Raw genomic sequence first — 25,240 nt, forward strand, 5'->3', positions numbered from 1 at the left:
AAAGAAGAAGATTGGGTCCATAAGGATATTTCGTTCAAGGTCGATCTCTGGTGAAAGTATTGCTCTTGTGGGCCATACAGGTTCAGGCAAATCGACGGTCGCAATCTGCTGATGCGGTTTTACGACATTCAGAAGAGGATCGATCCTGCTCGATAGTGTCGATATCCACGAAGTGGGATCTTCACGACCTGCGTTCGATCTTTGCGGTCGTTTTGCAGGACGTCTTTCTGTTTAGCGGGACGATCGAAAATAACATCAAACTCCGGCAATGATGAGATCGGTATTGGAACGCGTCCGGTGGGTAGCGAAAAGTGCGGGCCGACGAATTTCATTAAAAAGCTGGACGGCGGCTGCCTTCCACAGAGGTTCGTGAACGCGGTGCCGGCTATGTCAGTCGAGCAGAAGCAATTGATCTCATTCGCCCGTGCACTCGCCTTCGATCAAACGATAATGATCCCGGACGAAGCACCAGCTCGATCGTACCGAGACCGAACAGCTTATCCAACGCGCCGTCGAACGCGTGGAAGGTCGAACGTCTCAGTTATCGCTCACCGTCTTTCGACGATCAAAAATGCGACCGCATCATCGTTCTCTGCATCACGGCGAACTCCGCGAGATCGGTACGCATAATGAACTGTTAGCAAACCAAGGGCCACTATTGGCGTCTATACCAATTGCAGTATTCCGACGAGAAGCTGCTCCAGCTCCCGGATTTCAGACGCCGCCGCTGGGTGTCGAAAATGGAACACGAAGGGTGAACTTTTTAATTAGGCTGCTCATTCAAATTTGTTTATAATTACGGGCAAATAAATTTGCTCACTCTCAACCGATGAATGATTCTCCTCAAAAAAATTAGCCGATTCGATGATCGCCGGTATTTACGCCGGTTGCTACGAAAATGAGCCTAATTTTGGTGTTTCGAGCTAAACACATTCAACGCGTCGCTAAACGAACGCCGCGAAATATCTCTTTGCCGCCTCGTCCAGAGCCCGTTACAGAATCAGACCTTCCGAAATTTCTCCGGTCGGGTCCAGGCAGACGATCTGTTTTATGGCTCTCGCCTGCTCGTTCGCAATGAACGTCATAATTGGGAATTTGATCAGCACCGGTCCTACATGGAACGCGTCGCCCGTCACCTCGCCAAGACCGACATCGACGCTCAGGAAGTTATCGACAGTGTTTACGTCCCGAATTATACTGGGACACGCGTGGTTGACGGTGAACGCGTCTCAAAATTTGCAACCTACAGCGGCCGTGGCTCTCTTCGCGGTTGGGTCGGACAGTAATATGGCATTCAGTCGTCGATCTCCTCGTGCTAGCCCGACGAAGTTTCCGTTCAACGAAGCGACCGGAACGATCGGTGAAGGTGCCGCTCACGCCAATTTTGGCTCCACCATCCGGCGGCGAAGATGCCGTTTTTCGAAGAGATAGTCGTCCAATCGCTACCGAACCGCCACGGTGTCGTCTCTCAACAACGCTTTTTCCACAACTCACTCGACCGATCACGGACGATCTTGCTGATGTACTACCACGTCGGTAGTCTAAGGCTGAGGAGATCTCGCGACTGGTTGAAAACGAAACTCGCTTAACTCCGCGAATGGTTCCAACAAATCTGCAACTCGCGACCAGCCGCAGGCCAGATCCCACCGAATCAATAGTAATGAGTTGGCTCGAAAAGTTATGCCAAAGTGCTGCAACTTTTCCGCGACGACTTACCAATGTTCACAATCTCAAGGAGGAGATCGAGATCTGTCTTGGCCTTGTACAACACAAGACCTTTCCAGCGGCGATGTTTATCGAAACTTGACGGCAAAATGATCACTCACGCTCGTCTGGTTTAAGGAGTCAAGCCACATACAAAATACTTACGCAAAAAGTTTTACGATCTGCGTCAGAAGTATTCCGGGGAGGTTCATAATTGAGATGGGAAACACAGGAAAGATCAACAATACGGACGAGAAGGTTCCAGGTGTTGCTTGGCGGTTTCCTTCGCGGACGCTCGTCGAACGAAGCAACTGTTAGCCATCTCGATCAGGACACTCTCCAGTGCATTTGCCAAGGGCAACATCACGGACGCGAAACCGCGCCGATTTATCCACCACCTTGCCGATTGCCAATTATTGCCGGCACATCACCTCCGAACTTGTCCGGCTCGACCTCGCATTTGCCGAAAACGACAACAGTGCCCTGCTCGTCTCCGACCGCGCACCAGCAAAAAGTTTCAGAAGTATTGGGCGGAATACTCTCCAACGGATATTCGGATCTGCCGACTCAGTCGTATTCGCTCATCAGGAACCTGATAATAGTAAGGAAGCTTCTGAAGACGAAATGAAAGACGACAAATAGAGATCGCCATCCGATGGATTACGAGGCTGCCGGAAATTCGCTTTCCCGGCAGCTTCTTAGATTTCTATATTTGATCGACTTGCTTCACGTCCGGGAATCGGCAATTCTCACCGCTCAAAGAAATTGCGCCTACTATATGCATCTGAGCTTGAATAATTGCATATACGGAACGCCTCGCTATCTATGATATACTTCTTATTGGCCTCAAAATTATCGCAGAGAAAGATGCGTGATCTTTGAAAAATAGGTGGTCTTGAGCAAAGGAGGTCAGGAAAACTTGTCCCAAGAGACTTCGCCAGCCGAAATTGTTAAGCCTACTGTTTCCAGCAGTTTAGCTTTTTGATCCGCGGAGATTTTTTCAGATTTTGGCGAAAATTTCACGGTCAAACACTGCAACTCTATTGTTTTCAGTTACTTCCTGTCCCCGACATGAGCGGGACAACTGCGGGACAAGATATTAAAGTTTTGGCCAATTTTTCCCGTGAGAGCGAGGAATAGTACGCCGTGCGAAACTAGTTTCGGGCATTGATCCGGATAGAGGCGGCATGGTCGATACGATCGAAAATTCGATCCGCTTTGAAGAGAATTGTTGTTTATAAGTTTTGTTCGCGTTAAAGTTTATAATCCAGCAATAGGGAAAAGATGCTGAAAGCTCCGGTCAACCTGAAAGCAGTCCCGATTGCCGGGGCCTCCCGCATAGTCACTGTCGGACGTGTACTGCCAAACTGCCAACGCAGATCGGCGGTTCAACATCACCGGTTACCGCTCGCTCACCAGCGATGAGGAGTTTGTTGTCATTTATAAAGGGCGAGATGGAGGCAGACGTGCCGACTCTTGTACGTATTCACTCGCAGTGTCTGACGGGTGACGTCTTCGGATCGATCCAAATGCGATTGCTGCCCGCAGCTTCACAAGGCGATGGAAATGATCGAGGGCCGAAGGCCTTGGAGCTATCGTCTATCCAACGGCAGGAAGGCCGCGGCATCGGCATCATAAACAAGATCGGGCCTACCCACTGCAGGACGAAGGTGCCGATACTGTCGAGGCCAATGAGCAGCTCGGATTCGCAGTGGACAGCCGAGATTATCAGCAGTGTGCCGAGATCTTGTTCGATCTTGGATTATGCAAGGTCCGCGTGATCTCTAACAATCCCGACAAATTGAAAGCTCTTGAAACAGCCGGACTCAGGATAGTTGAACGAATTCCGATCGAAGTGGCGGCCGAGAAGCCGCAGCCCATTATGAGGACAAAAAGGGAAAAATGGCATTTGATCCAATTTTGATTCGAAAAATCCAAATTCGTGAATATATTACGATAAATTGAAATCCCGCATTGAAATTCGCTCATCATCCCGCAGGTAACCCTGACGACAAGTCATTTGTTTTCAACACTTTAACATCCAACACCGCAATGGTTTCCAATGGCTTCAGAATTGCATTAAGTAAGGTGTATTTTGCATCGGTTGAGTATTTTAAAATGGTTTGATCGATTCGCTTATGTATTTAACTTCACGACTCTAATTTTTTAGGAGATAAAAATGAACAAGAACTTCAAATTTATTACCGCAGCTCTTTCGCTGGTCTTTTGCTTCACGGCAATTGCATTCGGCCAAAAGACCACGGGTAATGTTGAAGGAACCGTAACTGGCCCGAATGGTGCCGTCGTAGCCGCGCAACGGTGACGTTAAGGGCATCGGGATCAACCTCTGGTTTTTCTGCGACGACCACATCGAGAGATGACGGCTTCTTTCAATTTTCACAGATCGCTCCGGGCTCATACACCATGACCTCGACGGCGACAAACTTTAAGCGAACCACCCAGGAGATCCAGGTTTCGGTCGACAAAACGACCAACGTAAGCCCGAAACTCGAAGTCGGTGCTGGTGAGGTTACGGTCGAAGTCACATCTGACTCGGCTGTTAGTATCGATCTTGGCAATACCAAGGTTGACACGACCATCACCAAACGCATCATCGAAGATCTTCCTGCAGGCGTTACTTTTGCTTCGTTGCTCAAGATCGCTCCGAATGTCCGTCCGGAACTCGGCGGATTTCAGATTGACAACCAGCGGATCGGAAAACGTGTTCATCATCGATGGACAGGGAAGTTACTAACTTCCGTACCGGTTCACTCGACGGGAACTTCAGCATTCCTTTCGAAATGGTTCAGGAAGTACAGGTAAAATCGACCGGTTACGAAGCTGAATACGGCGGAGCTACCGGTGGTATCGTCAACGTTGTCACCTCTGGTGGTAATGACAAATGGCGTGGATCGTTCGGTTCGTCCTTCCGAGTTGCAAAATTCAGGGTGACCGTCGTGCGATCCTGGGTTCGTTCAACGTCGGCGGTGTCTCGAACACGGCCGGTGCAACGACCTATTTCCAGCCGCCCAATGACGGCGGAACTTCTTTCTACCCGACTGCTTCGTTCAGCGGCCCGATCGCCAAAGGCAAACTTTGGTTCTCTGGTTCGTATGCACCGCAGATCGATGATGTAACACGTGACATTACGTATTTCATCACAACCGATCCGCAGCAGCAACTTAACCCTGCGACGCGTGCGGTCGCTCCTGCAGGTACCGTTCGCTATCAGAACAATACCCGTCAGGAGAATATGTTTGGTCGTTTGGATGCACAGCCGTTCAAGAGACTTCGCATGTTTGCAACATTCCTTTACAACCCGACGGTTCAGGACGGCCTGCTTCCCGGGAACGACCGAAGGCCTTAACGGCGCTCCGGCACCCGTCAATTACGGCGGCACCATTGGAACGCTTGTCGGCCCCGACCTTTATAGGTCAGCAGGGCGGACGTCAGAACGCCAACGCGTTCAACTCCAGGCGCAACCTGGAATCCGACCAACTGGGCGATCCTGAACTTCCGCTTCGGCCGAAGCTTCCTGAATGAGAAACTTGGATCATACTCGGTTCCGCGTATGACCCGAGTGCTTTGCTCTCAGGTTTCCGGACCTGCTACCGCCGCTTTGACCGGTTGCACCCAAGGTTTCCAGAACGTTGCTAATAACTCACAGGTCAGCTACGACGTTTCGACCCGTACCACATTTGATGCTGATGCCGGATTTGTTGGCTTAAATGCCGGCGGACGTCACAATATCAAATTCGGTTACCAGTTGAACCGCTTGTTCAATACCGTTGATCGCGGATACGCGGACCTCGGCCTCATTCAGTTGTTCTATGGCCCGTTTGGTCAACGCACCTTGACGGTGAGCAACCCCGTCAGGACCGCTTTGCCCGACCGCACCTGCTCCGCCGACCTAGCTGTGTACTCGGATCTGGTCTGATGACCCGTTTCGGCACAGTTGGTGAAGCAAGCAGCGACAACCACGGCTTGTTCGTTCAGGACAGCTGGCAGGTTAACAGCCGCTTGACGCTGAACCTCGGTGTCCGTATCGAAAACGAATCTGTCCCGAGTTTTGGCCCGGCTGCAACTTCGCAGGCGATCACCTTTGGTTGGGGCGACAAGATCTCACCCCGTATCGGTGGTGCATTTGACCTGACCGGTGATGGCAAGACCAAATTGATTGCTAACTATGGTTGGTTCTATGACCGCTTCAAGTATGAACTGCCCCGCGGTTCGTTCGGCGGCGATTTCTTCCGTCGTGATTTCTTTGACCTCACGCCGGCTCGCGGCTACAACTACCTCTACACCTTCGGTCTTGAGCGTAGTCTTGGCCAGAACTTTGTTCTTGCCGGTCGTTACACACACAAGAACGTTGACCGTGCTATCGAAGACGTAGGCGTTTTCAACGATCAGGGTTCGGAAGCATACATCATCGGAAACCCGGGCCTCGGCTTGGTTTGCGAAATTTCGCGTCAGGGCAACTATCCTTGCACGAAAGCTAATCGTAAATACGATGCTATCGAAGTTCGTTTGGACAAACGTGCTACTAACTACTTCTTCAATATTAACTACACCTGGAGCCGTCTATTCGGTAACTACTCAGGTTTGGCAAGTACTGACGAAGGCGGACGTAACAGCCCGAACGTAAACCGTTACTTCGACCTTCCGCCCCTCGGCTTCACCGCTGACGGTGATCCGGATGACGGACTTCTTGCAACAGATCGTACGCATGTCGTCAAGGCATACGGCGGTTATTCATTTGATTGGAAGAACAACGGTGTCAACCGCACCAGCGTCAATGCTTTCACGACCTTCCAGTCGGGTACGCCATTGACCACGATCTACAATCTGTACAGTCTGGGAACCACCATCCTTACCGGACGCGGCGATCTCGGCCGAACAGAGATGTTTACTGAAACCGACCTCGGTGTCAATCATCGCTACAAGTTCGGACGCGACAACCGCTTCTCGATCGAAGGATTTGTCGATATCCGCAACTTGTTTAATGAGAGTAATGTACTTGGAGTACAGAATAACATTAGCGGAGTAAACTTTGCTGGTGGTACTGCTATTACGGGCGGCGTAGCGAGTGCCAGCAACCCCAATGCTGGTAATCCTTCGACGGCGCTGGTCCTTGGCGGCTGCACCACATGTCAGGGTGAACTTCAGGTATTCCAGACAATATTCAACGGTACTGGTATTAGCCAGTTTGTGCTGAATTATATCAACAATAATAATATTGGCACGACCGTTACACCGTTTGGTCAACCGGCTGGAGCCCTTGTCCAGACACCTCAAGCCAACCGTACGCTCAACACGTACGGTCAGCCTAATTCATTCCAGGCTGGACGTGACGTCCGCTTTGGATTCCGTTTCTACTTCTAAATTATAGTTTAAGAAACGCTTTGGGCCTGTCCGGCAACGGACAGGCCCTTTTATTTCCCGACATGCATATCCATATTGACCGGACTCAAGGTCGTCGACAGATGTCCTGCTCCGGCAATATGATTAGCTAAGCGTTACCCGGAACTGAGCATATCTCCGGAACCCCTTAGGCAGATATCGCACACTGCATTGAGCAAGCTATCGGAAAGATATTCGTTGATGTTGCAGCGATCCTGATACAGCTCAAACTCGGTTCACTTGAAGAATTATGACAAATACGGGGTTTCAACACTCCGCCGGTCATTCGTATCCGATGAGAAGTTGGGGAGGTCTTGCGAGAAGAACGATCGGAAACTCTCGGAGCGGGGATGATCCTTCCTGGGCATAAAAAAGAGGCTGTCTTGCCAGACAGCCTCTTATACCGGTCAGATCTGAAACAATATCAATTCGAAGGCTTTGATTTAGCTCTAAGATCCGCGATCAGCTTTTTGGTCTTCTTTTCATCTTCACCCGTAGCTCCGCTTGTTTTGAGGTAAAGTTCAAGTTCCGCCGCGGCCTCGCCATATTTCTTCATATCGTTTGCATATAGCTGGGCAAGTTCCTTATGGATCTCCGGCACCTTGGACGCTGAGAGCTTTTTAGCAAGCAGATAATGAGTTTCCGCGTCGGCAAAATTGCTGTCACGCCGCTCGATCTTGCCCATAAGCATCAGTACCTGCAGCGATCCGGGAGCCATCGAAAGGGCCTCTTTAGTCGCGGTCCTCGCAGCCTTATTGTACTTGTCGCCAAGATTGTAAAAGTCATAACCAAGATAATAAAAGGATGTTGCACTTTTCGGATTGATCTCGACTGCCTTCAAAAATACTCCGGCAGACTCGAGATACTGTTTTCTCACAAATAACTCCGTTCCGAAACGATGAAGAGCATTGTAGTAGTTTGGAAATAGCTCAAGGGCTTTCTTTATTCCTTGAAAAGCTTCCGAATCGCGTTTACTTGCAAAATCCTTCAATGCCTGATCATATGAATCCTTGGCGGCCTTTGGAATATCCTGCGCGAACACAACACCCATTTCCGACTCCTTAAGCCCGCCTTTCTTCGGCTGAAGGAAAAATCCTGGACTATGGTCGAAACTCCTCGGTGCCTCTGACGGTCATCGTTTGGATCTCGATCGGGACGTCCTGATCGGCAAGATCATAACGGAATGCGAGGACACGTATTGTGTAGCGTCCGTCACTCAATCCGCCAAAGTAGTATCGACCGGTGGCATCGGTCTTGGTACGATTGAGCGATTGATAGAGATCATTCAATATCTCGACATCCACGTCAGGCAAAGGGTTTCGCTGCTTGTCGTAGACCGTGCCCTGCACACTACTCGCAACGGGCGTACCCGCGGAACCTAATACAGCCCCGGCAGCCAATAATGACACGGCAGAGATCATAAGTAGTCGTTTGTAAATTGGTTTCATTGCAACCTCCAGGTAATAAGAACGAAATTGATAGGAAGAGTGAATTATATCATCAACCTATTTTGATGTGTAGTTTTCGCCTTATCCTGTTAAATTCGAGCTTAGACCTCAGGATAATTCGTTATGAGCAAACACGGACGAGAGCGGATCTATCGAGATTCGGTGCACAATATTATTCGCGTCGGTAATGGTTCGACCGATGGTCAATTGCTCGTGTCGCTGATCGACACCCCGGAATTTCAGCGGCTGCGCCGTGTCCGGCAGCTAGGGCTCGCGTATTTTGCATATCAATCGGCAGAACATTCACGATTTACGCATTCACTTGGAGCATTGCATCTGGCAACGCGTTCACTCGATCGTTTGCGGCTGAAATATTCGATCAGCGGCGAGGAATATTCCGCAGTGCGGATCGCCGCACTTCTGCATGACGTAGGCCACGGTCCGTATTCACATGTTGTTGAGTCGATCCTCGGTTTCCATCACGAGCAATTTTCGATCGACTCGATATTGAGCACCGAAACCGCGATAGGCCGCCTGTTGTATGATCACTCCCCTGATCTTGCTGCGGACGTGGCGTCGATCATTCGCGGCGATTTTCGCCGGCGGGCACTGGCTCAGCTTGTATCGTCACAACTCGATGTCGACCGAATGGACTATTTGCTCCGAGACAGCTTGATGACCGGTGCCAAATACGGCATCTACGACCTTGAGTGGATCATAAAATCGATCGAGATCAACGAGGCCGAGGACCATCTTTATATCTCAGCTCCGGGCATTTATGCCGTCGAAGATTATCTGCAGGCGAGGTACTATATGTTTCGTCAGGTCTATTTTCACCGAACGCTTCGATCAGCTGAGGCCGTGCTCAAACTGCTGCTTAGACGTGCCCTTCAGCTGTTTCGTAACGGTGGAGATGTTTGGTACCGGCCCAATACGCCATTCGAAAATGTACTTCGCGGACAGAAATTAACTTTGACCGAACACCTCGCCCTCGATGATACTGACGTGCTCTTTTATATCAAGCAATGGCGCACATCGACGGACCAGATACTCGCCGACCTGTCCTCGCGGTTTCTCGACCGTCGGCTTTTCAAAGCATTCGATCTTGATATGCCGGCGGAGACAAGGCCGGCATTTATCGAAGGCGTCCGTCAAGTTGTCAAAGACCACGGCTTCGATCCCGATTATTACGTGATCGAGGACGAAGCGGGAAATTCGGATCATTATTTTTATACCAAGGACAAATCGGACGCCAAAGATCTGATATATGTCGAGCACGGTTTTGCTAAGCCGTCGATCCGCGAGATATCTGAGGTCAGCGCAGCCGTTCGAGGACTACAAGAGGGCTATTCGCTTCACCGTATTTGTTTTCCTTCCGAGCTAAAAAATGAGATCGGCCGGCTTTATCATAAAAACTAAGTTCTCGAGTGGAAAGGTAAAAGGTGCACATAATTGGAGCCCCATTCTTTTCATCAGCTTACTCTTGTGTATTTTCACCGTTTCGGTAGAAGCCCAGATCGTCGCTGTGCTGGAACCGAATGCTGAACCGGTCTCTGACCTTGTTCCCAAACTCAAAGGCGACCTTTCGGCTCATCTTGATACACTTGACCCATCGCTTGTCGAAGCGGCCTTCAAGGCTTCGAAGCATAGCGATCCATACAATATGACCTCCGAAGAGGCCAAGATCACTGGTTCGGCGATCGGGTGTGACTTCCTACTCCTTATAAAGACGGGAAACCTAAGGCGAACGTCATTTGAACGGCCCGAGTATTACGAATCGTTCGCTGCGATCTATGTCGTTAGTTCACGCACCGGACGACTCGCATATTGGACGATCCGAAACGCCGAGCAAAGAACTCAGGCAGAGGCCAATACCAAGCTGCTCGCTCTTATCCCGGCTATGGCCCTCGATCTTGCGGCAACGATCAAAGGAGCTCATAAGCTGGAGATCGTCGAACATCGCCCTTTGAACATAGCAGAGCCGCCGCTGCCCGGTACGCCGGATGCAAAAGGCTTTATTGCCCCGATCCCTTATCGACGCATCAAACCCGAATATTCAGAGACGGCCTATCTCTACAACGTCACCGCGACGGTCGAGATTCTCGTCGACCTCGATGCTGCCGGCTCTGTCACCCGAACCGAGATCGTCCGCTGGGCTGGGTTCGGGCTCGATGAATCGGTCCAAAAAGCGGTGCGAACGATGAACTGGCGACCCGCGGAACGTGACAAAAGGACTTTGCCAATGCGCGTTTTGCTTCGGTACAATTTCAAAAAGGCCGAAGCCAAACCGTGATCTATGCAAACTGTTCGGGCCACCGTCAAAACAATTCTCTTCACAGTATCGACGCTTGGGCTTTATTTCTTTTGGCTCATCACGCATTACTTTGTTCCAAACAAAATACATTGGCGTCAGTCGATCTTTTACTGGTGGACGCTCAGCTTTGCAAAAATATCGGCAATGCGGCTTGAGGTCATCGGCACCGCGCCAAAGCCGCCGTTTTTTCTGGTCTGCAATCACCTCAGCATTGTCGACATGTCAGCATTGCGAGTTGCTGCAATGGGAGTATTTGTCGCCAAGAGCGAGGTCAACGGTTGGCCGGTCGCAGGCCGGATCATACGCGATATGGGTACCATCTTTATCGACCGTCAAAATCGCCGCGACATTCCGCGTGCCGGCGAAGAGATCATAAAACGCCTCGACGACGGCGAAGGTGTGATCGTCTTTCCCGAAGGTACAAGCACCAAAGGCGAAACTGTGCTGCCCTTTAACTCGTCGTTTCTACAATTTGCCGCCGTCAAAAATATTCCGGTCTCGTATGCCTCGATAAGCTACCGGACGCCGCCCGGCGGAATGTCGGCAAATCAGGCTATTTGCTGGTGGGAGGACATCAGTTTTTTCGAGCATCTCTGGCGAATTTTCAAACAACCTGAGTACACCGCGACCGTTACATTCGGTGAAACTCCGATCCAGAACCAGGACCGCAAACTGCTCGCTGCCGAATTGCGTGACCGTGTGGCCGAGATGTTCGTTCCGGTCTTGTGATCCGGTACGTTTCGACATAAACTTTTTGTTAATTCCCTCCGTATTAACACGACTTTTCTTACAGGAGCAAACTATGCCTAAACACCTTTTCCGTTCAATGACGGTCTTCGTTATTTTGATGTCGATGTACTCGTCCACCCTTGCCCAGAGCACCGGGTTTGATACCGGCCGAATGGACCGTTCGGTGGATGCCTGCCAGGACTTTTTCGAATACGCCAATGGCACTTGGCTTAAGAATACTCAGATCCCTCCGACCGAATCCCGCTGGGGAACCTTCAATATTCTCGGCGATTCGAACAGCGCTTTGTTGAAAACGATCCTCGAAAAAGCGGTTACAGCAAAAGCAACGAAAGGCAGTGATCAGCAGATGATCGGTGACTATTACGCATCCTGCATGGACGAAGCGTCGATCGAAAAGGCGGGCCTCAAGCCGATCAAACCGTATCTCAAGGAGATCGAATCGCTGAAATCGTCAGCAGATATCGTCAAATTGATCGGGAAGATGCATAATGCTCCTCTTCCTGCCCTTTTCGGTTTCGGTGCCGGGCCCGATCTGAAAGATTCGAACGCCGTGATCATAAACGCCGGTCAAGGCGGACTGACCTTGCCGGGCAAAGATTACTACACCAAAGACGATGCCAAATCTGTAGAGACGCGTGGCAAATTCGTCGAATACATGACGAATATGTTCAAGCTGCTCGGAGATGCTCCAAATTCTGCAGCAGACCATGCCGCCAAGGTCATGGAGATGCAGACCCGTCTTGCCAAGGCATCACTTGCTCAGACCGAGATGCGAAATCCGGACACTCGCTACAACACGATCACAATGGCTGCGGCACAGGATCTGACTCCGAATCTCTCTTGGGCAACCTATATGGCGACACGCGGCGTGACTCCCGAAGCCACCATTAATCTCGCCCAACCTAATTTCTTTAAAGAAGTGAACGCGATGCTCACGTCCGTTCCCATCGAAGACTGGAAAGTATATTTCCGCTGGATGACGATAAACTCGACCGCTCCGGCCCTGCCCAAGGCATTCGCCGACGAAAACTTCAATTTCTTCGGCAAATATTTAGCCGGTCAAAAGGAACGCCAACCACGTTGGAAAACCTGCACTCAGGCCGTTGACGGTGCACTCGGAGAAGCACTCGGAATGGAGTACGCAAAGATCGCGTTCAAGCCGGAGGCGAAGGCAAGGATGAACGAACTCATCGACAACCTGATGGTCTCGATGAAAGAGCGTATCGACGGACTCAAATGGATGAGTGCCGAGACCAAAAAACAGGCTCATGCAAAGCTGTCGACGTTCAAACGAAAGATCGGCTATCCTGATGTCCTTCGCGGATATGCGGGTCTGACGATCGACCGCAAATCGTATGCGGGCAACATTCTGCGGTCGAATCAGTTTCAGATCGCGTAATTTCAAGGACCTCGGCAAACCGCGTGACAAGACGCGTATGGGCATGACACCGCCGACGGTCAACGCCTCGTACAACAGTGTCAACAATGACATCACTTTCCCGGCCGGTATCTTGCAGCCGCCGTTCTTTAATTTCAACGCTGACGACGCCATAAATTATGGTGCTATCGGCGGTGTCATCGGCCACGAGATCACGCACGGATTTGACGATTCGGGCAGCCGCTTCGACGCCGACGGCAACCTGAAGATGTGGTGGACCGACGCCGACCGTAAACAATTTGAAGAACGCGCCGATTGTGTCGTCAAACAGTTCAACGAGTACGAAGTGCAGCCTAACCTGTTTATCAACGGTAAACTGACACTCGGTGAGAACATCGGCGATTTTGCAGGGCTGACCGTTTCCTACTATGCGTTCAAGAAATCGATGGAAGGCAAACCTCGTCCGGCCAACATCGACGGCTTTACACCGGAACAGCGTTTCTTCCTCGGCTGGGCCCAGGTCTGGGCCGGCAAATACACGCCCGACGCTGAACGCCTGCAGGTCGCAACCAACTCTCATTCCCTGCCCCGCTGGCGCGTCAACGGCCCGATGTCCAACATGCCCGAATTTGCCGAAGCCTTCGCCTGCAAAGTGCCGGCCAAGATGATCCGCGAAAAGGTATGTGAGATCTGGTAGAGTATTTGAATACTAGGTAGCTCCTAACTCCAACAAAGGCCGTGAGCAATCGTGCTCACGGCCTTTTGTTCAGAGATCCAGGGTCGCACAGATCGCAGGCGATACCCAAGTCTTCATTGCGCCTCTCTGATCTTTCGAGCACAAATTTAGGGCCGGTTTCATTTCAACAGGACCATGAGGACGTAATAGTTGAGAGCTACGGAGGCATGTAAGGTAAATTTTACTGGTTGCCGTATATCACAGAAACAACGTTTCGGCTCGGGCCTTGTTGCCGGTTTGACGACGTCAGCGCGACTCACAATTGCCCGAAAATTGTTTGGAAGACCGTCATCGTCCGGATCTGTCTTTTCAAATTGATCGAACTCGTCGGGCTCATAGGCGTTTTGTCGCGGTGGCCCGTAAATTCAATGCCTCGGCGACGACGTGATCGCGGTAATATCCTTGTTCGAAATGGTCGTTCTTGTCGAGATCATCGAAAACACATTTTTCGACCTCGATCACCATTTTTCACAAACAGCCGAATTTCAGGTGTCGAAATGTGCCTAACAAGCCGCCGGGTTCGACACCCATTCCGACACCCTAAACGACACCCTTTCGTTCTCTTCGCAGCACGCCCCGAAGCTGCAAAATGAGCTTTGTCGTGCTCTGAAACACAATAAAACAGGCTATTTCAACTCAAATTGTAGTACGTACCACAATTTAAACCACGTTTATCCAAAGTCCGTTTCCGACACTCTAAAATACGTTTTTCAAAATGCGCAAAAACGACGGTTTTCACACCTCGCGGTAATGCGATCCGCAGTGTATTTCACCCGGCCGCATTTCTCATAAGATCGATCGAATTTCCATTTGAACCGTAACCGTCCCGTCCCGGTCGACCCCGACGATCGCACTGACATATCGTTCGTGCCTTAGCCTCTCGCCTGACCTCGAACTTTCCGAATTCGGCGGTTGTTTACGGCGAACCGGAGGAAGTAAGAAAAAAGGCCGTGAGTCGTAATGCTCGCGGCCGTCTCGAAAGGCCTTTTCGACTGTATACAAAAAGTCTTTGGTTCACAACTGATTCCGGGTATAATAGTCACATTTCACAGAACAAGCTTTAAGAACTTCGCTGGCCTTAACGACTTTTCGTTAACTGATAGCTTTAGGCATTTATTCTCCGAGACCAAAACGATCATGAACAAAACTAATTCCCTTTCCGGCTCGATCACTATATTCGTCGTGATGTTGATAATAATGATCAGCTACGCGGACACGAGTGCTCAATACCTCGAGACGTTTTCTCCTCCGAACAAAGGCCGGCAGATCAATTTCATCGACGACTTTACGGGGATGAATTGGTCGATCAGCCCTTGGGCCACTGCGGGCGGCGAACGCGACGCGGCGGATTTTTTCAACACGACCGCCGCGGGCCGACTCGAATGTATCGATCTCGATGAGCAGATATTTTGGCAAAGCCCGGTGCTCAACATAGCCGGGGCCGGTGCGGTGACCCTTTCGACCGATCTTACCTGGGTCGGATTTGACACGGATGTGATGGCTAATACTCTGCTGACTGACTGGATAAAGGTCATGTACAAAGTGAATGGCGGCACATATCAACTTGCCCCAAATGTTCACGGCGGCAACCCTTTGGCGACAGTTTCATATCCCTTTCAGAATCCCGGCACATCCTTTGACGGTGCAGCCACCTCGACCGTCCCCGGCATAACGGGAAACACACTCCAGATACGCGTTATAGTCTTTACAAATGCTAACGCGGAGCTTGTTACGATCGACAATGTCCGTGTGCCGCAGGTCGGTGTGTTTGTCCAAAGCCCCTCAGCGGCCCCGGCTTCGATATCCGGGCGAGTGACGACAGCAGACGGTCGCGGGACCGGTGGTGCTACTGTTACGGTGTCGGGTGGCGGGCTCGGACAGCCGCAGATTGCGAGGACCAGTTCGTTTGGGTACTACTCGATCGAAGGTCTTAGTGCAGGCGAGACGTATGTTGTTTCGGTGGGTTCAAAGCGATTCTCATTTGCTGTTCCGAGCCGCGTCGTCAGCCTGACGGACAGCGTATCGGACATCGATTTTGTTGCCGACCCACTTTGATCGGTGGTTGTTTGTAAAGTCATAAAGGCCGCGAGCGTGATGCTCGCGGCCTTTATGTTAATTGACGTTGAGCGGACAGACATGTCCGCATTCCGATTAGAGTTCATCGTCCGGAAGTTCGATCTTCATGGCTTCGTCGATGTCAAAGATCTCGTCATTTTCGAGCTCCTGGTTCTCGTCCACATCGAGATCGATGTCGTCATCAAAACCGTCTGCCTCGATTCCGGGAACGTCCATCGGGATCGGGAGTTCGAGGCCGCCGCGGATGTCGGTCAACTCGTCGAACTCGTCCTCCTGCTTACGATTCTCGGTCGGATCGTACGCGACCTTGACGTTGCGGTAGTATTTCATACCTGTACCGGCCGGAATGAGGCGTCCCATGATGACGTTTTCCTTGAGCCCGCGAAGGTAATCTATACGGCCCGAGATCGCAGCTTCGGTAAGCACACGAGTCGTTTCCTGGAAGCTGGCAGCCGAGATGAACGAATCGGTCGAAAGCGATGCTTTCGTGATTCCGAGCAAGAGCGGTTCGCCGACCGATGTCTGGCCGCCTTCGTCCGCGACACGGCGGTTTTCGTCTTCGTAACGGAAGCGATCGACCTGCTCTTCCATAAGGAATTCGGTATCGCCGACCTCTTTGATCTTGACCCAACGCAGCATCTGACGAACGATCACCTCAATGTGTTTATCATTGATGTTAACGCCCTGCAGACGGTAGACTTCCTGAATCTCGTTCACTACGTAATTCTGCAACGCCCCCGTTCCGAGAACACGCAAAATGTCGTGCGGGTTGAGCGGGCCGTCCATAAGCGGTTCGCCGGCACGGACGTGATCGCCTTCCTGCACGTTGATGTGCGTACCACGCGGAATGTCGTATTCGCGTTCGCTGCCGTCGTCTCCGGTCACGATCAGCTTACGTTTACCCTTTGAGATCGGGCCAAATTTAACGGTACCGTTGATCTCGGACATGATGGCCGTTTCGCCCGGACGCCGTGCTTCGAAAAGCTCGACGACACGCGGCAGACCGCCCACGATGTCTTTGGTCTTGGTCGTTTCACGCGGGATCTTGGCGATGATGTCGCCGGCCATCACTTCATCGCCGTCCTCGACGTGAAGGTTGGCACTGATCGGCATCTGATAGGTCTTGAGCACCTTGTTGCCGCTGCGGATCTCGAGACGCGGCTGATTTTTCTCATCCGAATCTTTGACCACGAGACGTTTCTGGCCCGTGACCTTGTCGATCTCTTCTTCGACCGTTTTGCCTTCCTTCAGATCCTGGTACTTGATCGTACCCGAAACCTCGGAAAGAATAGCGAAGGTGAATGGATCCCACGTGACGATGATGTCGTCTTCCTTGACCTTTTGGCCGTCCTTAACGTGGATCTGGGCACCGTAAACGATCGTGTAACGAGCTACCTCGCGGCCGCGGTCGTCCAACAGGGCGATCTCTGACTGGCGTCGAAGCGACACGAATTCACCGGCACGGTTCTTAATGACCTTGGTATCGCCGAGGTATTTGACCGTTCCGTCCATCGCGGCGGCGTGCTTGGTCTCTTGTTCGAGACGAGCCGTACCACCGACGTGGAATGTTCTCATCGTCAACTGCGTTCCCGGTTCGCCGATCGATTGTGCTGCGATAACGCCGACAGCCTCGCCGATCTCGACCGTGTTGCCGGTCGCAAGGTTGCGGCCGTAACATTTTACGCAGATACCGCGACGCGATTCGCACGTCAGGGCAGAACGAATTCGGACCTTCTGCAATCCCGAAAGCTGAACGGCCGAGCCGAGGTCCTCGTCGATCTCGGTGTTTGCCGCTACGATGACGTTGCCATCGACCGGATCGATGATGTCATCGAGCGATGTACAGCCAACAATACGGTCACGAAGGCTCTCGACCTCTTCACCGTTGCGGATGATAGCCTCAGAGTAAACACCGCGGAGCGTGCCGCAATCCTGTTCGGATACGATCACGTCCTGAGCAACGTCGACAAGTCGGCGTGTGAGGTAACCCGAGTCGGCCGTCTTAAGTGCCGTATCGGCGAGACCCTTACGGGCACCGTGCGTAGAAATAAAGTACTGAAGAACGTCGAGTCCTTCGCGGAAATTCGCAAGGATCGGGTTTTCGATGATCTCGCCTGACGGCTTGGCCATCAGGCCGCGCATACCGGCGAGCTGGCGGATCTGAGCTTCAGAACCACGAGCACCCGAGTCGGCCATGACGAGGATCGGATTCAATTCCTTGCGTTCGTTCTCGCGATCGTGCATCGCCTTGAACATTTCCTTCGCAACGCGATCTGTCACGTCGGACCAAATGGCCGTCACCTTATTGGTACGTTCCATATCGGTCATTGTGGCGTCTTCGTATTGTTTGCGAAGTTTATCTACCTCTTTAAGGGCTTCGGCGATGATCGCTTTCTTGTTGGTCGGCGTGACCATGTCATCAATACCGATCGAAACACCGGCCTTCGTCGCGTACAGGAAACCCATCGCTTTCAGATCGTCGAGCAATGCGACCGTCTGCGTGTGGCCGAGTTTAAGGTGGCAAAAAGTAACTAGGCTCTGCAAGCCTTTCTTCTTGAGAACACCATTGATATATGGCAATCCGTCGCGGGTGAGGCGTTCGTTGAGGATCGCACGGCCGGCGGTCGTTTCCATGATAACGTCAACACCTTCGCGAACGTTGGCACGCATTACGTCCTGATTTGAATGTTCGGCCGAGAGATCGATCAGATCTCCGCGCCAACGCAGACGGATCTTGGTCTGTGTTTCGATGACGCCGGCGTCGAGTGCGAGCAGTGCGTCTTCGATCGAGTTGAAAGCCTTATTGTGTCCCTTCATCTCGTCGCGAGCGAGCGTCAGATAGTAGCAGCCCAGAACGATATCCTGCGAAGGAACCGTGATCGGTTGGCCGCTTGCGGGCGACAGCAGATTGTTCGACGCCAGCATTAGCACGCTCGCTTCGATCTGTGCCTCAGGCGACAGCGGAATGTGAACAGCCATCTGGTCACCGTCGAAGTCGGCGTTGAAAGCCGTACAAACGAGCGGATGGATCTTGATAGCCTTACCTTCGACTAGGACCGGCTCAAAGGCCTGAATACCAAGGCGGTGAAGGGTCGGTGCGCGATTCAAGAGAACCGGATGTTCGCGAATGACCTCTTCGAGGATGTCCCAAACGATCGGCTCCTGACGTTCGACCATTTCGCGTGCCTGTTTGATGGTCGCGGCGTGCTGGTCTTTTTCTAACTTGTTGTAGATAAACGGCTTGAACAGCTCAAGAGCCATTTTCTTCGGCAAACCGCACTGGTGCAGTTTCAGCTCAGGACCGACCACGATCACCGAACGTCCCGAGTAATCGACACGTTTTCCGAGCAGATTCTGACGAAAACGGCCCTGCTTACCTTTGAGCGTGCCGGACAGCGATTTGAGCGGGCGATTGTTCGCACCACGCAGCACACGGCCTCGGCGTCCGTTGTCAAACAACGCATCGACAGCCTCTTGCAGCATGCGTTTTTCGTTGCGAACGATAACCTCAGGAGCACGGAGCTCGATCAGCTTTTTGAGACGGTTGTTACGGTTGATAACGCGGCGATAGAGATCGTTAAGATCCGATGTCGCAAAACGTCCGCCATCTAGGGGCACGAGCGGTCGAAGCTCAGGCGGGATGACCGGAATAACGTCGAGGATCATCCAGTCGGGATGATTTCCGCTTCGTAAGAATGAGTTCGAAACCTTGAGACGCTTCGAATATTTAAGCTTCTTCTGCTGCGACGTTTCGTCTTTCATTTTTGCACGAAGCTCTTCGACGAGCTCGGCAATATCGATGGTCTGGAGCAGGTCCTTGATCGCTTCGGCGCCCATTTTGGCGACGAACTGATTAGGATAATCACGCGACAATTCGCGGAAACGCTCGTCGTTGAGCAATTCCTTGGGCTTGAGATCAGGCACGTCGCCTTCGTCCACGACGATGTAGGTCTCGAAATAAAGGATCTTTTCGAGATCGCGCAGGGTAATGTCGAGCAAGTGGCCGATTCGCGACGGCAGGCCCTTGAAGAACCAGACGTGCGAACAGGGCGAAGCAAGCTCGATATGGCCGAGGCGTTCGCGTCGGACCTTCGACTGCGTGACCTCGACGCCGCACTTGTCGCAGATGACGCCGCGATGCTTCATCCGCTTGTATTTTCCGCACAGACATTCCCAGTCAGAGACCGGGCCGAAGATGCGGGAGCAAAACAGGCCGTCGCGTTCCGGGTTTGAACGTTCGATAGTTGATCGTTTCCGGTTTGGTGACCTCTCCGTGCGACCACGAACGGATCTTATCCGGCGACGCAAGTGAAATGCGGATCGCTTCGTAATTGGTGGTCAATTGTGTTTTGCTCTCGTTATTAAATCGAAACATATTTCTCCAAAATGATTCCAGCTATCCAAAATTTAGGATGCTTATCGCGGGTCAGAACTATTCACTCTTTTTGTCAAAACCTATGAAGGCTCTCCACATGCCAGCTCCTAATACAAGAAGAAAAAAAGATAGAAGCTGGCCTGCAGTATTCCTCCAAAGGAAAGCAATCAAAACGGCCGCTCCCCATATCGCAAGTACTCCGATGATTTGAGACCGATTCATAAGCTCCTAATGGGCTCAATCAACGCCAACGAGGGCATCGACACCGGCTACGATCTCTTCCGGATCGATCTCGTCTTCCTGAATGAGCTCGACGTCGAGACACAAGCTCTGCAGCTCGCGGACCAGAACGTTGAACGATTCGGGGATGCCCGGCTCGAAGTTTGAAACGCCCTTTACGATCGTTTCGTAGATCTTCGAACGTCCGGCGACATCATCGGATTTGCATGTCAGCAATTCCTGCAGGATGTGAGCCGCACCGTAGGCTTCGAGTGCCCAAACTTCCATTTCGCCGGAAACGCTGGCCGCCGAACTGAGCTTTACCGCCCAATGGCTGCTGCGTGATGAGGCTGTACGGCCCGATCGAGCGTGCGTGGATCTTGTCGTCGACCAGATGTGAGAGTTTGAGCATATAGATGTAGCCAACGCACACCTTCTGTTCGAACTGCTCGCCCGTCATGCCGTCATAGAGCCATGGTCTTGCCCGACGGCCCGACCGATCGCCGGAATGCCGAGTTCGTCGTACTTCTGATTGGCCTTAGTGATGTAGCCCTTGATCTCTTCTTCGCTCGCACCGTCAAAAACGGGCGTTGCGAAGTGAAGTCCGAGAATCTTGCCGGCCCAGCCCAAGTGCGTCTCGAGGATCTGACCGACGTTCATACGCGACGGCACGCCGAGCGGATTTAGCACGATCTCGACCGGAGTTCCATCCGGCAGGTACGGCATATCTTCCTCTGGCAGGATGCGTGCAATAACGCCCTTGTTACCGTGGCGTCCGGCCATTTTGTCACCGACGCTCAGCTTACGCTTCATCGCGACAAAGACCTTGACCATTTTGATCACGCCCGGAGGCAGTTCGTCGCCCTGTTTGAGCTTGGTGATCTTTTCGTCGTAGATGTCGCGAAGAATGTTGATCTGGCGTTCGGTACGCTGCTGATATTCCTTTACCTCCCCGGCGATATCGATCGATCCAGCCGAAACCTCGGCTTTAGCAAGATGCCGGATATCGATGCCGGTCAAGACCTCACGCGTCAGTGTTTCACCCTTTCTGATCAGAACGTCTTTGCCGTCAACGAGGTCTTTCGTCAGCTTGCGGCCGTCGAAAAGCTCGTAGATGCGCTCGTCACGCTGTTCCTGCAGGATGCGAATTTCGTCGTCGAGATCGCGGTGGAAATCGTCCTCTTCCATTCCCTCGATGTCGAGCGAACGCTCGTCCTTGTCCTGACCTTTACGTGTAAAGATCTGACCATCGACGACCGTACCATCGATTCCCGGCGGGCAGTTTAGCGAAGCGTCCTTAACGTCGCCGGCCTTTTCGCCGAAGATGGCACGGAGAAGTTTTTCTTCCGCCGTCAACTGCGTTTCGCCCTTCGGCGTTACTTTACCGACCAGAACGCTGCCCGGCTTGACCTGTGCACCGATGCGGATGATGCCCGATTCGTCGAGGTCGCGGAGCATGTTCTCACCGATATTCGGAATATCGCGTGTGATCTCTTCAGGTCCGAGTTTGGTATCGCGGGCCTCGATCTCGAGTTCCTCGATATGAATCGACGTGTAGTAATCGTCCTTGACCAGTTTTTCGGAGACCAAAATGGCATCCTCAAAGTTGTAACCTCGCCAAGGCATAAATGCCACGAGCACGTTTCGGCCGAGAGCGAGTTCGCCGCGGTCGGTACAAGGGCCGTCGGCTATGACCTGGCCTTTCTTGACGCGTTCGCCGACCTGAACGATCGGACGCTGGTTGATACAGGTGTTCTGGTTGGAACGCTTGAACTTGACCAGCGAGTAAATGTCGGCCGTCACCTCACGCGAGATCGTGCCGTCGACCTGATGATCGGCTTTGACGATAATGCGTTCGGAGTCGACGAAATCGACCGTACCGTCACGTTTTGCGATAACGACCGCACCCGAATCGCGGGCCGCGATCTTTTCCATGCCGGTACCGACGAACGGCGATTCGGCACGAAGAAGCGGCACCGACTGACGCTGCATGTTCGAGCCCATGAGAGCACGGTTGGCGTCATCGTTCTCGAGGAACGGGATCAGCGACGCGGCGACCGAAACGAGTTGTTTCGGCGAAACGTCCATGTACTGCGTGTCCATCTTGTCAGCAGTGATAAATTCACCCTTCTGACGCGGCATTACGCTCGTTTACAAAATTGCCTTTTTCGTCAAGCTCGATATTTGCCTTGCCAATGATCCATTTGTCCTCTTCCCAAGCGGTGAGGTAGAACGGCCACGGCTCATACTGTGCGATCTTGCCGCCCTTGACCTTTTTATTTGCGGCCTCGACGTCCTCAAGCGGGACATGATCGCCCGGCTTAAAGCTTGTATCGCCTCCATTGAGCAGGCGAACATATTCGATCACACGACCGTCGACAACACGGCGGTACGGAGATTCGATAAAGCCGAACTCGTTAATGCGTGCAAAGCACGACAGCGACGAGATGAGGCCGATGTTCGGGCCTTCAGGCGTCTCGATCGGACAGATACGGCCATAGTGAGTCGGGTGAACGTCGCGAACCTCAAATCCGGCACGTTCCCGCGAAAGACCGCCTGGTCCAAGCGCCGACAAGCGGCGTTTGTGCGTAATTTCCGACAGCGGATTCGTCTGATCCATGAACTGCGAAAGCTGCGACGAACCAAAGAACTCGCGGACCGCAGCCGTCACCGGTTTCGCATTGACGAGATCACGCGGCATCGTGGTGAACATATCCTGTTGAATGGACATCTTCTCTTTGATCGCGCGTTCCATACGTTCGAGGCCGATGCGGAACTGATTTTCGAGTAGCTCACCGACCGCGCGGACGCGGCGGTTGCCGAGGTGATCGATATCGTCCTGGCCAAAGTTCTCGCTGTCCTTCTTCATCCGCAGCAAATAGTTGACGACCTCGATGAAATCGGTCGGCTTGAGCAGCGGATTGGTGATGTCCTCTTTTTCAGGACGGCCCATCTTGATGTTGAATTTCAAGCGGCCCACACGTGACAGATCGAACCGGCGTGCGTCAAAGAACATGCCCTCAAGCAAGCGGTACGCGGTCGGAACGGTCGGAGGATCGCCCGGACGCATCTTGCGGTAGATCTCAAGCAATGCATCGACCGGTTTTGAGATCGCGTCCTTGCGAAGTGTCGCGGCGATAACATCGCCGATAACGTCGCGTTTCGGGAAAACACTTTGAAGCTCTCGACACCTTCTTCGATGATCTGCCGCATTTTGCGGCTGCGATCTCGGTGTTCGATTCGATGATCACTTCACCGGTTTCGGTGTTGATGACATCTTCGAGAGCGTACGCAGTCTCAAAATCCGCAGTGGCGACCGCAACCTTAGCGGTGCCCATCGAACGAAGTTCGCTCAATGCCGATTTAGTGATCTTTTTGCCAACACGCGTGACCTCTTCTTTCTTGTTCTTGATGTCCTCTTCGGCACGCATACCCACGAGGTGCGTTTCGCCCTTTTCAGGAACCTTAACGAACAGTTTTCCTTTTTCGACAACCGCTTCGTCTGTCACGTAGAAGAGTTCGAGGATACTCGAATCGGGGTATTCGGCGTTCTTGACCACCTCTTCGAGGATCTGGTCAGAGACCGTTTTCATGTCGATCTGCGGATTTACCCACAGGCCGAGGGCACGCAGGAAGATCGTCGCGATGATCTTGCGTTTGCCGAGACGGGCATGAAGGATTCCCTTCTGGTCATATTCGAATTCGACCCACGAACCGCGGTACGGGATGATCTTAGCCAAATAATCGTCGCGGTCACCCTTGAAAAACACGCCCGGCGAACGGTGAAGCTGCGAAACGATGACTCGCTCGGTACCGTTGATAACGAACGTGCCGTTATCGGTCATGAGCGGAATTTCGCCAAAGAAAACGTCTTCTTCTTTTAATGCGCGGATCGTCGAAACGTTGGTCTGGATCTTTGTCGTAGACCGTCAGGCGGACTTCACCTTGAGCGGCACGCTATACGACATTCCGCGTTCCTGACATTCCTGATCGTGTTTGTGCTTAAGGCCGACCGGTTCCCGCAGTTGTTGCAGAGATTCGGGCGGACGGCATTGAACGTGCCGCAATTCTTACAAAGGACTTCGGCCGGATTGAGGATCTACCTTTATTTTGGCCGAGCAATTCTTACAGTTTGCACGAAGATGCTCGAGGCCCTCGAGGTTGCCGCATTTGCACTGCCAGTTTCCGATCTGATATTCGACATATTCGAGCGTTGCCGTTTCACGAAAATCGGAAACCGGAAAGATCGAAGCGAATACCGACTGCAAACCGATATAATCGCGTTCCTCAGGGATCAGGTCCATCTGCAGAAAGCGGTTGTATGATTCGCGTTGGACCTCGATAAGATTCGGGATCTGGGCCGACGTATGATCTTAGAAAAATCTACGCGTGTCGGCGACTGGCTTGTGCGTCGTCCGAGGCCGTTGGGGCTGCTTTGTAGAGGATTGTCGATCATATTATTAAAAGCGGGCTATAAAACTTGTTGATTTTTGCAAAGGTTGCTGATACGATGCTCGTAATCTAAAGCTCCCCAATGTAAAGATTCGCCAAGAATAGACGGCAACGGCGGTCGAGGGTAAAGTTCTCCCTGACCGCTTAGCAGCAGCTTTTGCCGTTAGATATTTTGTACGAGCGTGCCTAAAAGGGACACCAACTCTCCACTTGATTGCGATCCGTATCGCTGAAAAAACCACCGAAAGCGTAATAAAACATTGCTTCCGAACCGACCGTGCCTGGTTCCGCGTCTCCGACATCAATAGAGTCCCGCGAACCAAGTAGCATAACAGCCATTTATTGTAAACACAAGTTACGAAAGAGCTTCCGGCGTCAAACCGCCGGC

Annotated in this window: 18 protein-coding genes and 3 pseudogenes; 15 read left to right on the forward strand and 6 right to left on the reverse strand. The window is 52.1% G+C overall.

Features of this window, described 5'->3' with window-relative positions; genetic code table 11:
• Positions 1-50: 50 nt before the first annotated feature.
• From IPK01_13315 to IPK01_13355, 9 genes and pseudogenes are all read left to right on the forward strand, one after another.
• Positions 51-272: a hypothetical protein gene (locus IPK01_13315; protein MBK7934436.1), complete on the forward strand. Its 222-nt coding sequence runs from the start codon at positions 51-53 to the stop codon at positions 270-272.
• A 115-nt stretch (positions 273-387) separates the two neighbouring features.
• Positions 388-630: a hypothetical protein gene (locus IPK01_13320; GenBank protein MBK7934437.1), complete on the forward strand. Its 243-nt coding sequence runs from the start codon at positions 388-390 to the stop codon at positions 628-630.
• Positions 631-1,115: 485 nt separating this feature from the next.
• Complete coding sequence (locus IPK01_13325; protein ID MBK7934438.1) at positions 1,116-1,286, forward strand: hypothetical protein; 171 nt, start codon at positions 1,116-1,118, stop codon at positions 1,284-1,286.
• Positions 1,287-3,062: 1,776 nt separating this feature from the next.
• A pseudogene (locus tag IPK01_13330) lies at positions 3,063-3,485 on the forward strand (hypothetical protein).
• 398 nt (positions 3,486-3,883) lie between these two features.
• Positions 3,884-4,027 carry a hypothetical protein gene (locus tag IPK01_13335; protein MBK7934439.1) on the forward strand — a complete coding sequence of 48 codons (144 nt, stop codon included), beginning with the start codon at positions 3,884-3,886 and terminating at the stop codon, positions 4,025-4,027.
• Positions 4,024-4,527 (forward strand): carboxypeptidase regulatory-like domain-containing protein, encoded by a 504-nt coding sequence (locus tag IPK01_13340; GenBank protein ID MBK7934440.1) that lies wholly within the window; start codon positions 4,024-4,026, stop codon positions 4,525-4,527. Before IPK01_13335 ends, IPK01_13340 begins: the two co-directional genes overlap by 4 nt.
• A 79-nt stretch (positions 4,528-4,606) precedes the next feature.
• A complete protein-coding gene (locus tag IPK01_13345; protein ID MBK7934441.1) occupies positions 4,607-5,071 on the forward strand; it encodes a hypothetical protein in 465 nt (154 codons plus the stop codon).
• 204 nt (positions 5,072-5,275) lie between these two features.
• Entirely contained in the window at positions 5,276-5,641 is a 366-nt protein-coding gene (locus IPK01_13350; protein MBK7934442.1) for a hypothetical protein, read from the forward strand.
• Positions 5,641-7,086 carry a TonB-dependent receptor gene (locus tag IPK01_13355; GenBank protein ID MBK7934443.1) on the forward strand — a complete coding sequence of 482 codons (1,446 nt, stop codon included), beginning with the start codon at positions 5,641-5,643 and terminating at the stop codon, positions 7,084-7,086. Before IPK01_13350 ends, IPK01_13355 begins: the two co-directional genes overlap by 1 nt.
• 442 nt (positions 7,087-7,528) lie before the next feature.
• On the opposite strand, the gene IPK01_13360 is transcribed toward IPK01_13355, so the two are convergent.
• Together IPK01_13360 and IPK01_13365 are read right to left on the reverse strand one after the other, a co-directional pair.
• A complete protein-coding gene (locus tag IPK01_13360) occupies positions 7,529-8,155 on the reverse strand; it encodes a hypothetical protein (protein ID MBK7934444.1) in 627 nt (208 codons plus the stop codon).
• Between the two features lie 49 nt (positions 8,156-8,204).
• Positions 8,205-8,552: a carboxypeptidase regulatory-like domain-containing protein gene (locus IPK01_13365; protein MBK7934445.1), complete on the reverse strand. Its 348-nt coding sequence runs from the start codon at positions 8,550-8,552 to the stop codon at positions 8,205-8,207.
• A gap of 123 nt (positions 8,553-8,675) precedes the next feature.
• Here IPK01_13365 and IPK01_13370 point away from each other — a divergent pair, with 123 nt between their 5' ends.
• From IPK01_13370 to IPK01_13395, 6 genes are all read left to right on the forward strand, one after another.
• Positions 8,676-9,971 (forward strand): HD domain-containing protein, encoded by a 1,296-nt coding sequence (locus IPK01_13370; GenBank protein MBK7934446.1) that lies wholly within the window; start codon positions 8,676-8,678, stop codon positions 9,969-9,971.
• Positions 9,940-10,845 (forward strand): energy transducer TonB, encoded by a 906-nt coding sequence (locus IPK01_13375; protein ID MBK7934447.1) that lies wholly within the window; start codon positions 9,940-9,942, stop codon positions 10,843-10,845. The genes IPK01_13370 and IPK01_13375 overlap by 32 nt, the downstream gene beginning before the upstream one ends.
• A gap of 3 nt (positions 10,846-10,848) precedes the next feature.
• Positions 10,849-11,595 carry a 1-acyl-sn-glycerol-3-phosphate acyltransferase gene (locus IPK01_13380; protein ID MBK7934448.1) on the forward strand — a complete coding sequence of 249 codons (747 nt, stop codon included), beginning with the start codon at positions 10,849-10,851 and terminating at the stop codon, positions 11,593-11,595.
• 73 nt (positions 11,596-11,668) lie between these two features.
• A complete protein-coding gene (locus IPK01_13385; GenBank protein ID MBK7934449.1) occupies positions 11,669-13,015 on the forward strand; it encodes a hypothetical protein in 1,347 nt (448 codons plus the stop codon).
• A complete protein-coding gene (locus IPK01_13390; GenBank protein MBK7934450.1) occupies positions 12,972-13,691 on the forward strand; it encodes a M13 family metallopeptidase in 720 nt (239 codons plus the stop codon). Before IPK01_13385 ends, IPK01_13390 begins: the two co-directional genes overlap by 44 nt.
• A 1,176-nt stretch (positions 13,692-14,867) precedes the next feature.
• Positions 14,868-15,785, forward strand: a complete 918-nt coding sequence (locus IPK01_13395) for a carboxypeptidase regulatory-like domain-containing protein (GenBank protein MBK7934451.1) — start codon at positions 14,868-14,870, stop codon at positions 15,783-15,785.
• A gap of 96 nt (positions 15,786-15,881) precedes the next feature.
• Here the strand turns inward: IPK01_13395 and rpoC are convergent.
• From rpoC to IPK01_13415, 4 genes and pseudogenes are all read right to left on the reverse strand, one after another.
• Positions 15,882-20,181, reverse strand: a pseudogene (rpoC, locus tag IPK01_13400) (DNA-directed RNA polymerase subunit beta').
• A 237-nt stretch (positions 20,182-20,418) separates the two neighbouring features.
• Positions 20,419-23,470, reverse strand: a pseudogene (gene rpoB / locus IPK01_13405) (DNA-directed RNA polymerase subunit beta).
• 13 nt (positions 23,471-23,483) lie between these two features.
• Positions 23,484-24,314: a hypothetical protein gene (locus tag IPK01_13410; GenBank protein MBK7934452.1), complete on the reverse strand. Its 831-nt coding sequence runs from the start codon at positions 24,312-24,314 to the stop codon at positions 23,484-23,486.
• 156 nt (positions 24,315-24,470) lie between these two features.
• Positions 24,471-24,704 carry a hypothetical protein gene (locus IPK01_13415; protein MBK7934453.1) on the reverse strand — a complete coding sequence of 78 codons (234 nt, stop codon included), beginning with the start codon at positions 24,702-24,704 and terminating at the stop codon, positions 24,471-24,473.
• Positions 24,705-25,240 lie beyond the last annotated feature (536 nt).

This window comes from Acidobacteriota bacterium, from assembly GCA_016713675.1.
GTDB lineage: Bacteria > Acidobacteriota > Blastocatellia > Pyrinomonadales > Pyrinomonadaceae > OLB17.

What these genes read in the sequence shown, in the direction of transcription:
- IPK01_13350 (MBK7934442.1), top strand. Translation starts at nt 5,276, where the DNA reads ATGACCCGAGTGCTTTGCTCTCAGGTTTCCGGACCTGCTACCGCCGCT.
- IPK01_13335 (MBK7934439.1), top strand. Translation starts at nt 3,884, where the DNA reads ATGAACAAGAACTTCAAATTTATTACCGCAGCTCTTTCGCTGGTCTTT.
- IPK01_13385 (MBK7934449.1), top strand. Translation starts at nt 11,669, where the DNA reads ATGCCTAAACACCTTTTCCGTTCAATGACGGTCTTCGTTATTTTGATG.
- IPK01_13390 (MBK7934450.1), top strand. Translation starts at nt 12,972, where the DNA reads ATGCGGGCAACATTCTGCGGTCGAATCAGTTTCAGATCGCGTAATTTC.
- IPK01_13365 (MBK7934445.1), bottom strand. Translation starts at nt 8,552, where the DNA reads ATGAAACCAATTTACAAACGACTACTTATGATCTCTGCCGTGTCATTA.
- IPK01_13375 (MBK7934447.1), top strand. Translation starts at nt 9,940, where the DNA reads ATGAGATCGGCCGGCTTTATCATAAAAACTAAGTTCTCGAGTGGAAAG.
- IPK01_13360 (MBK7934444.1), bottom strand. Translation starts at nt 8,155, where the DNA reads ATGGGTGTTGTGTTCGCGCAGGATATTCCAAAGGCCGCCAAGGATTCA.
- IPK01_13395 (MBK7934451.1), top strand. Translation starts at nt 14,868, where the DNA reads ATGAACAAAACTAATTCCCTTTCCGGCTCGATCACTATATTCGTCGTG.
- IPK01_13415 (MBK7934453.1), bottom strand. Translation starts at nt 24,704, where the DNA reads ATGGACCTGATCCCTGAGGAACGCGATTATATCGGTTTGCAGTCGGTA.
- IPK01_13380 (MBK7934448.1), top strand. Translation starts at nt 10,849, where the DNA reads ATGCAAACTGTTCGGGCCACCGTCAAAACAATTCTCTTCACAGTATCG.
- IPK01_13325 (MBK7934438.1), top strand. Translation starts at nt 1,116, where the DNA reads ATGGAACGCGTCGCCCGTCACCTCGCCAAGACCGACATCGACGCTCAG.
- IPK01_13355 (MBK7934443.1), top strand. Translation starts at nt 5,641, where the DNA reads ATGACCCGTTTCGGCACAGTTGGTGAAGCAAGCAGCGACAACCACGGC.
- IPK01_13345 (MBK7934441.1), top strand. Translation starts at nt 4,607, where the DNA reads ATGGCGTGGATCGTTCGGTTCGTCCTTCCGAGTTGCAAAATTCAGGGT.
- IPK01_13370 (MBK7934446.1), top strand. Translation starts at nt 8,676, where the DNA reads ATGAGCAAACACGGACGAGAGCGGATCTATCGAGATTCGGTGCACAAT.
- IPK01_13320 (MBK7934437.1), top strand. Translation starts at nt 388, where the DNA reads ATGTCAGTCGAGCAGAAGCAATTGATCTCATTCGCCCGTGCACTCGCC.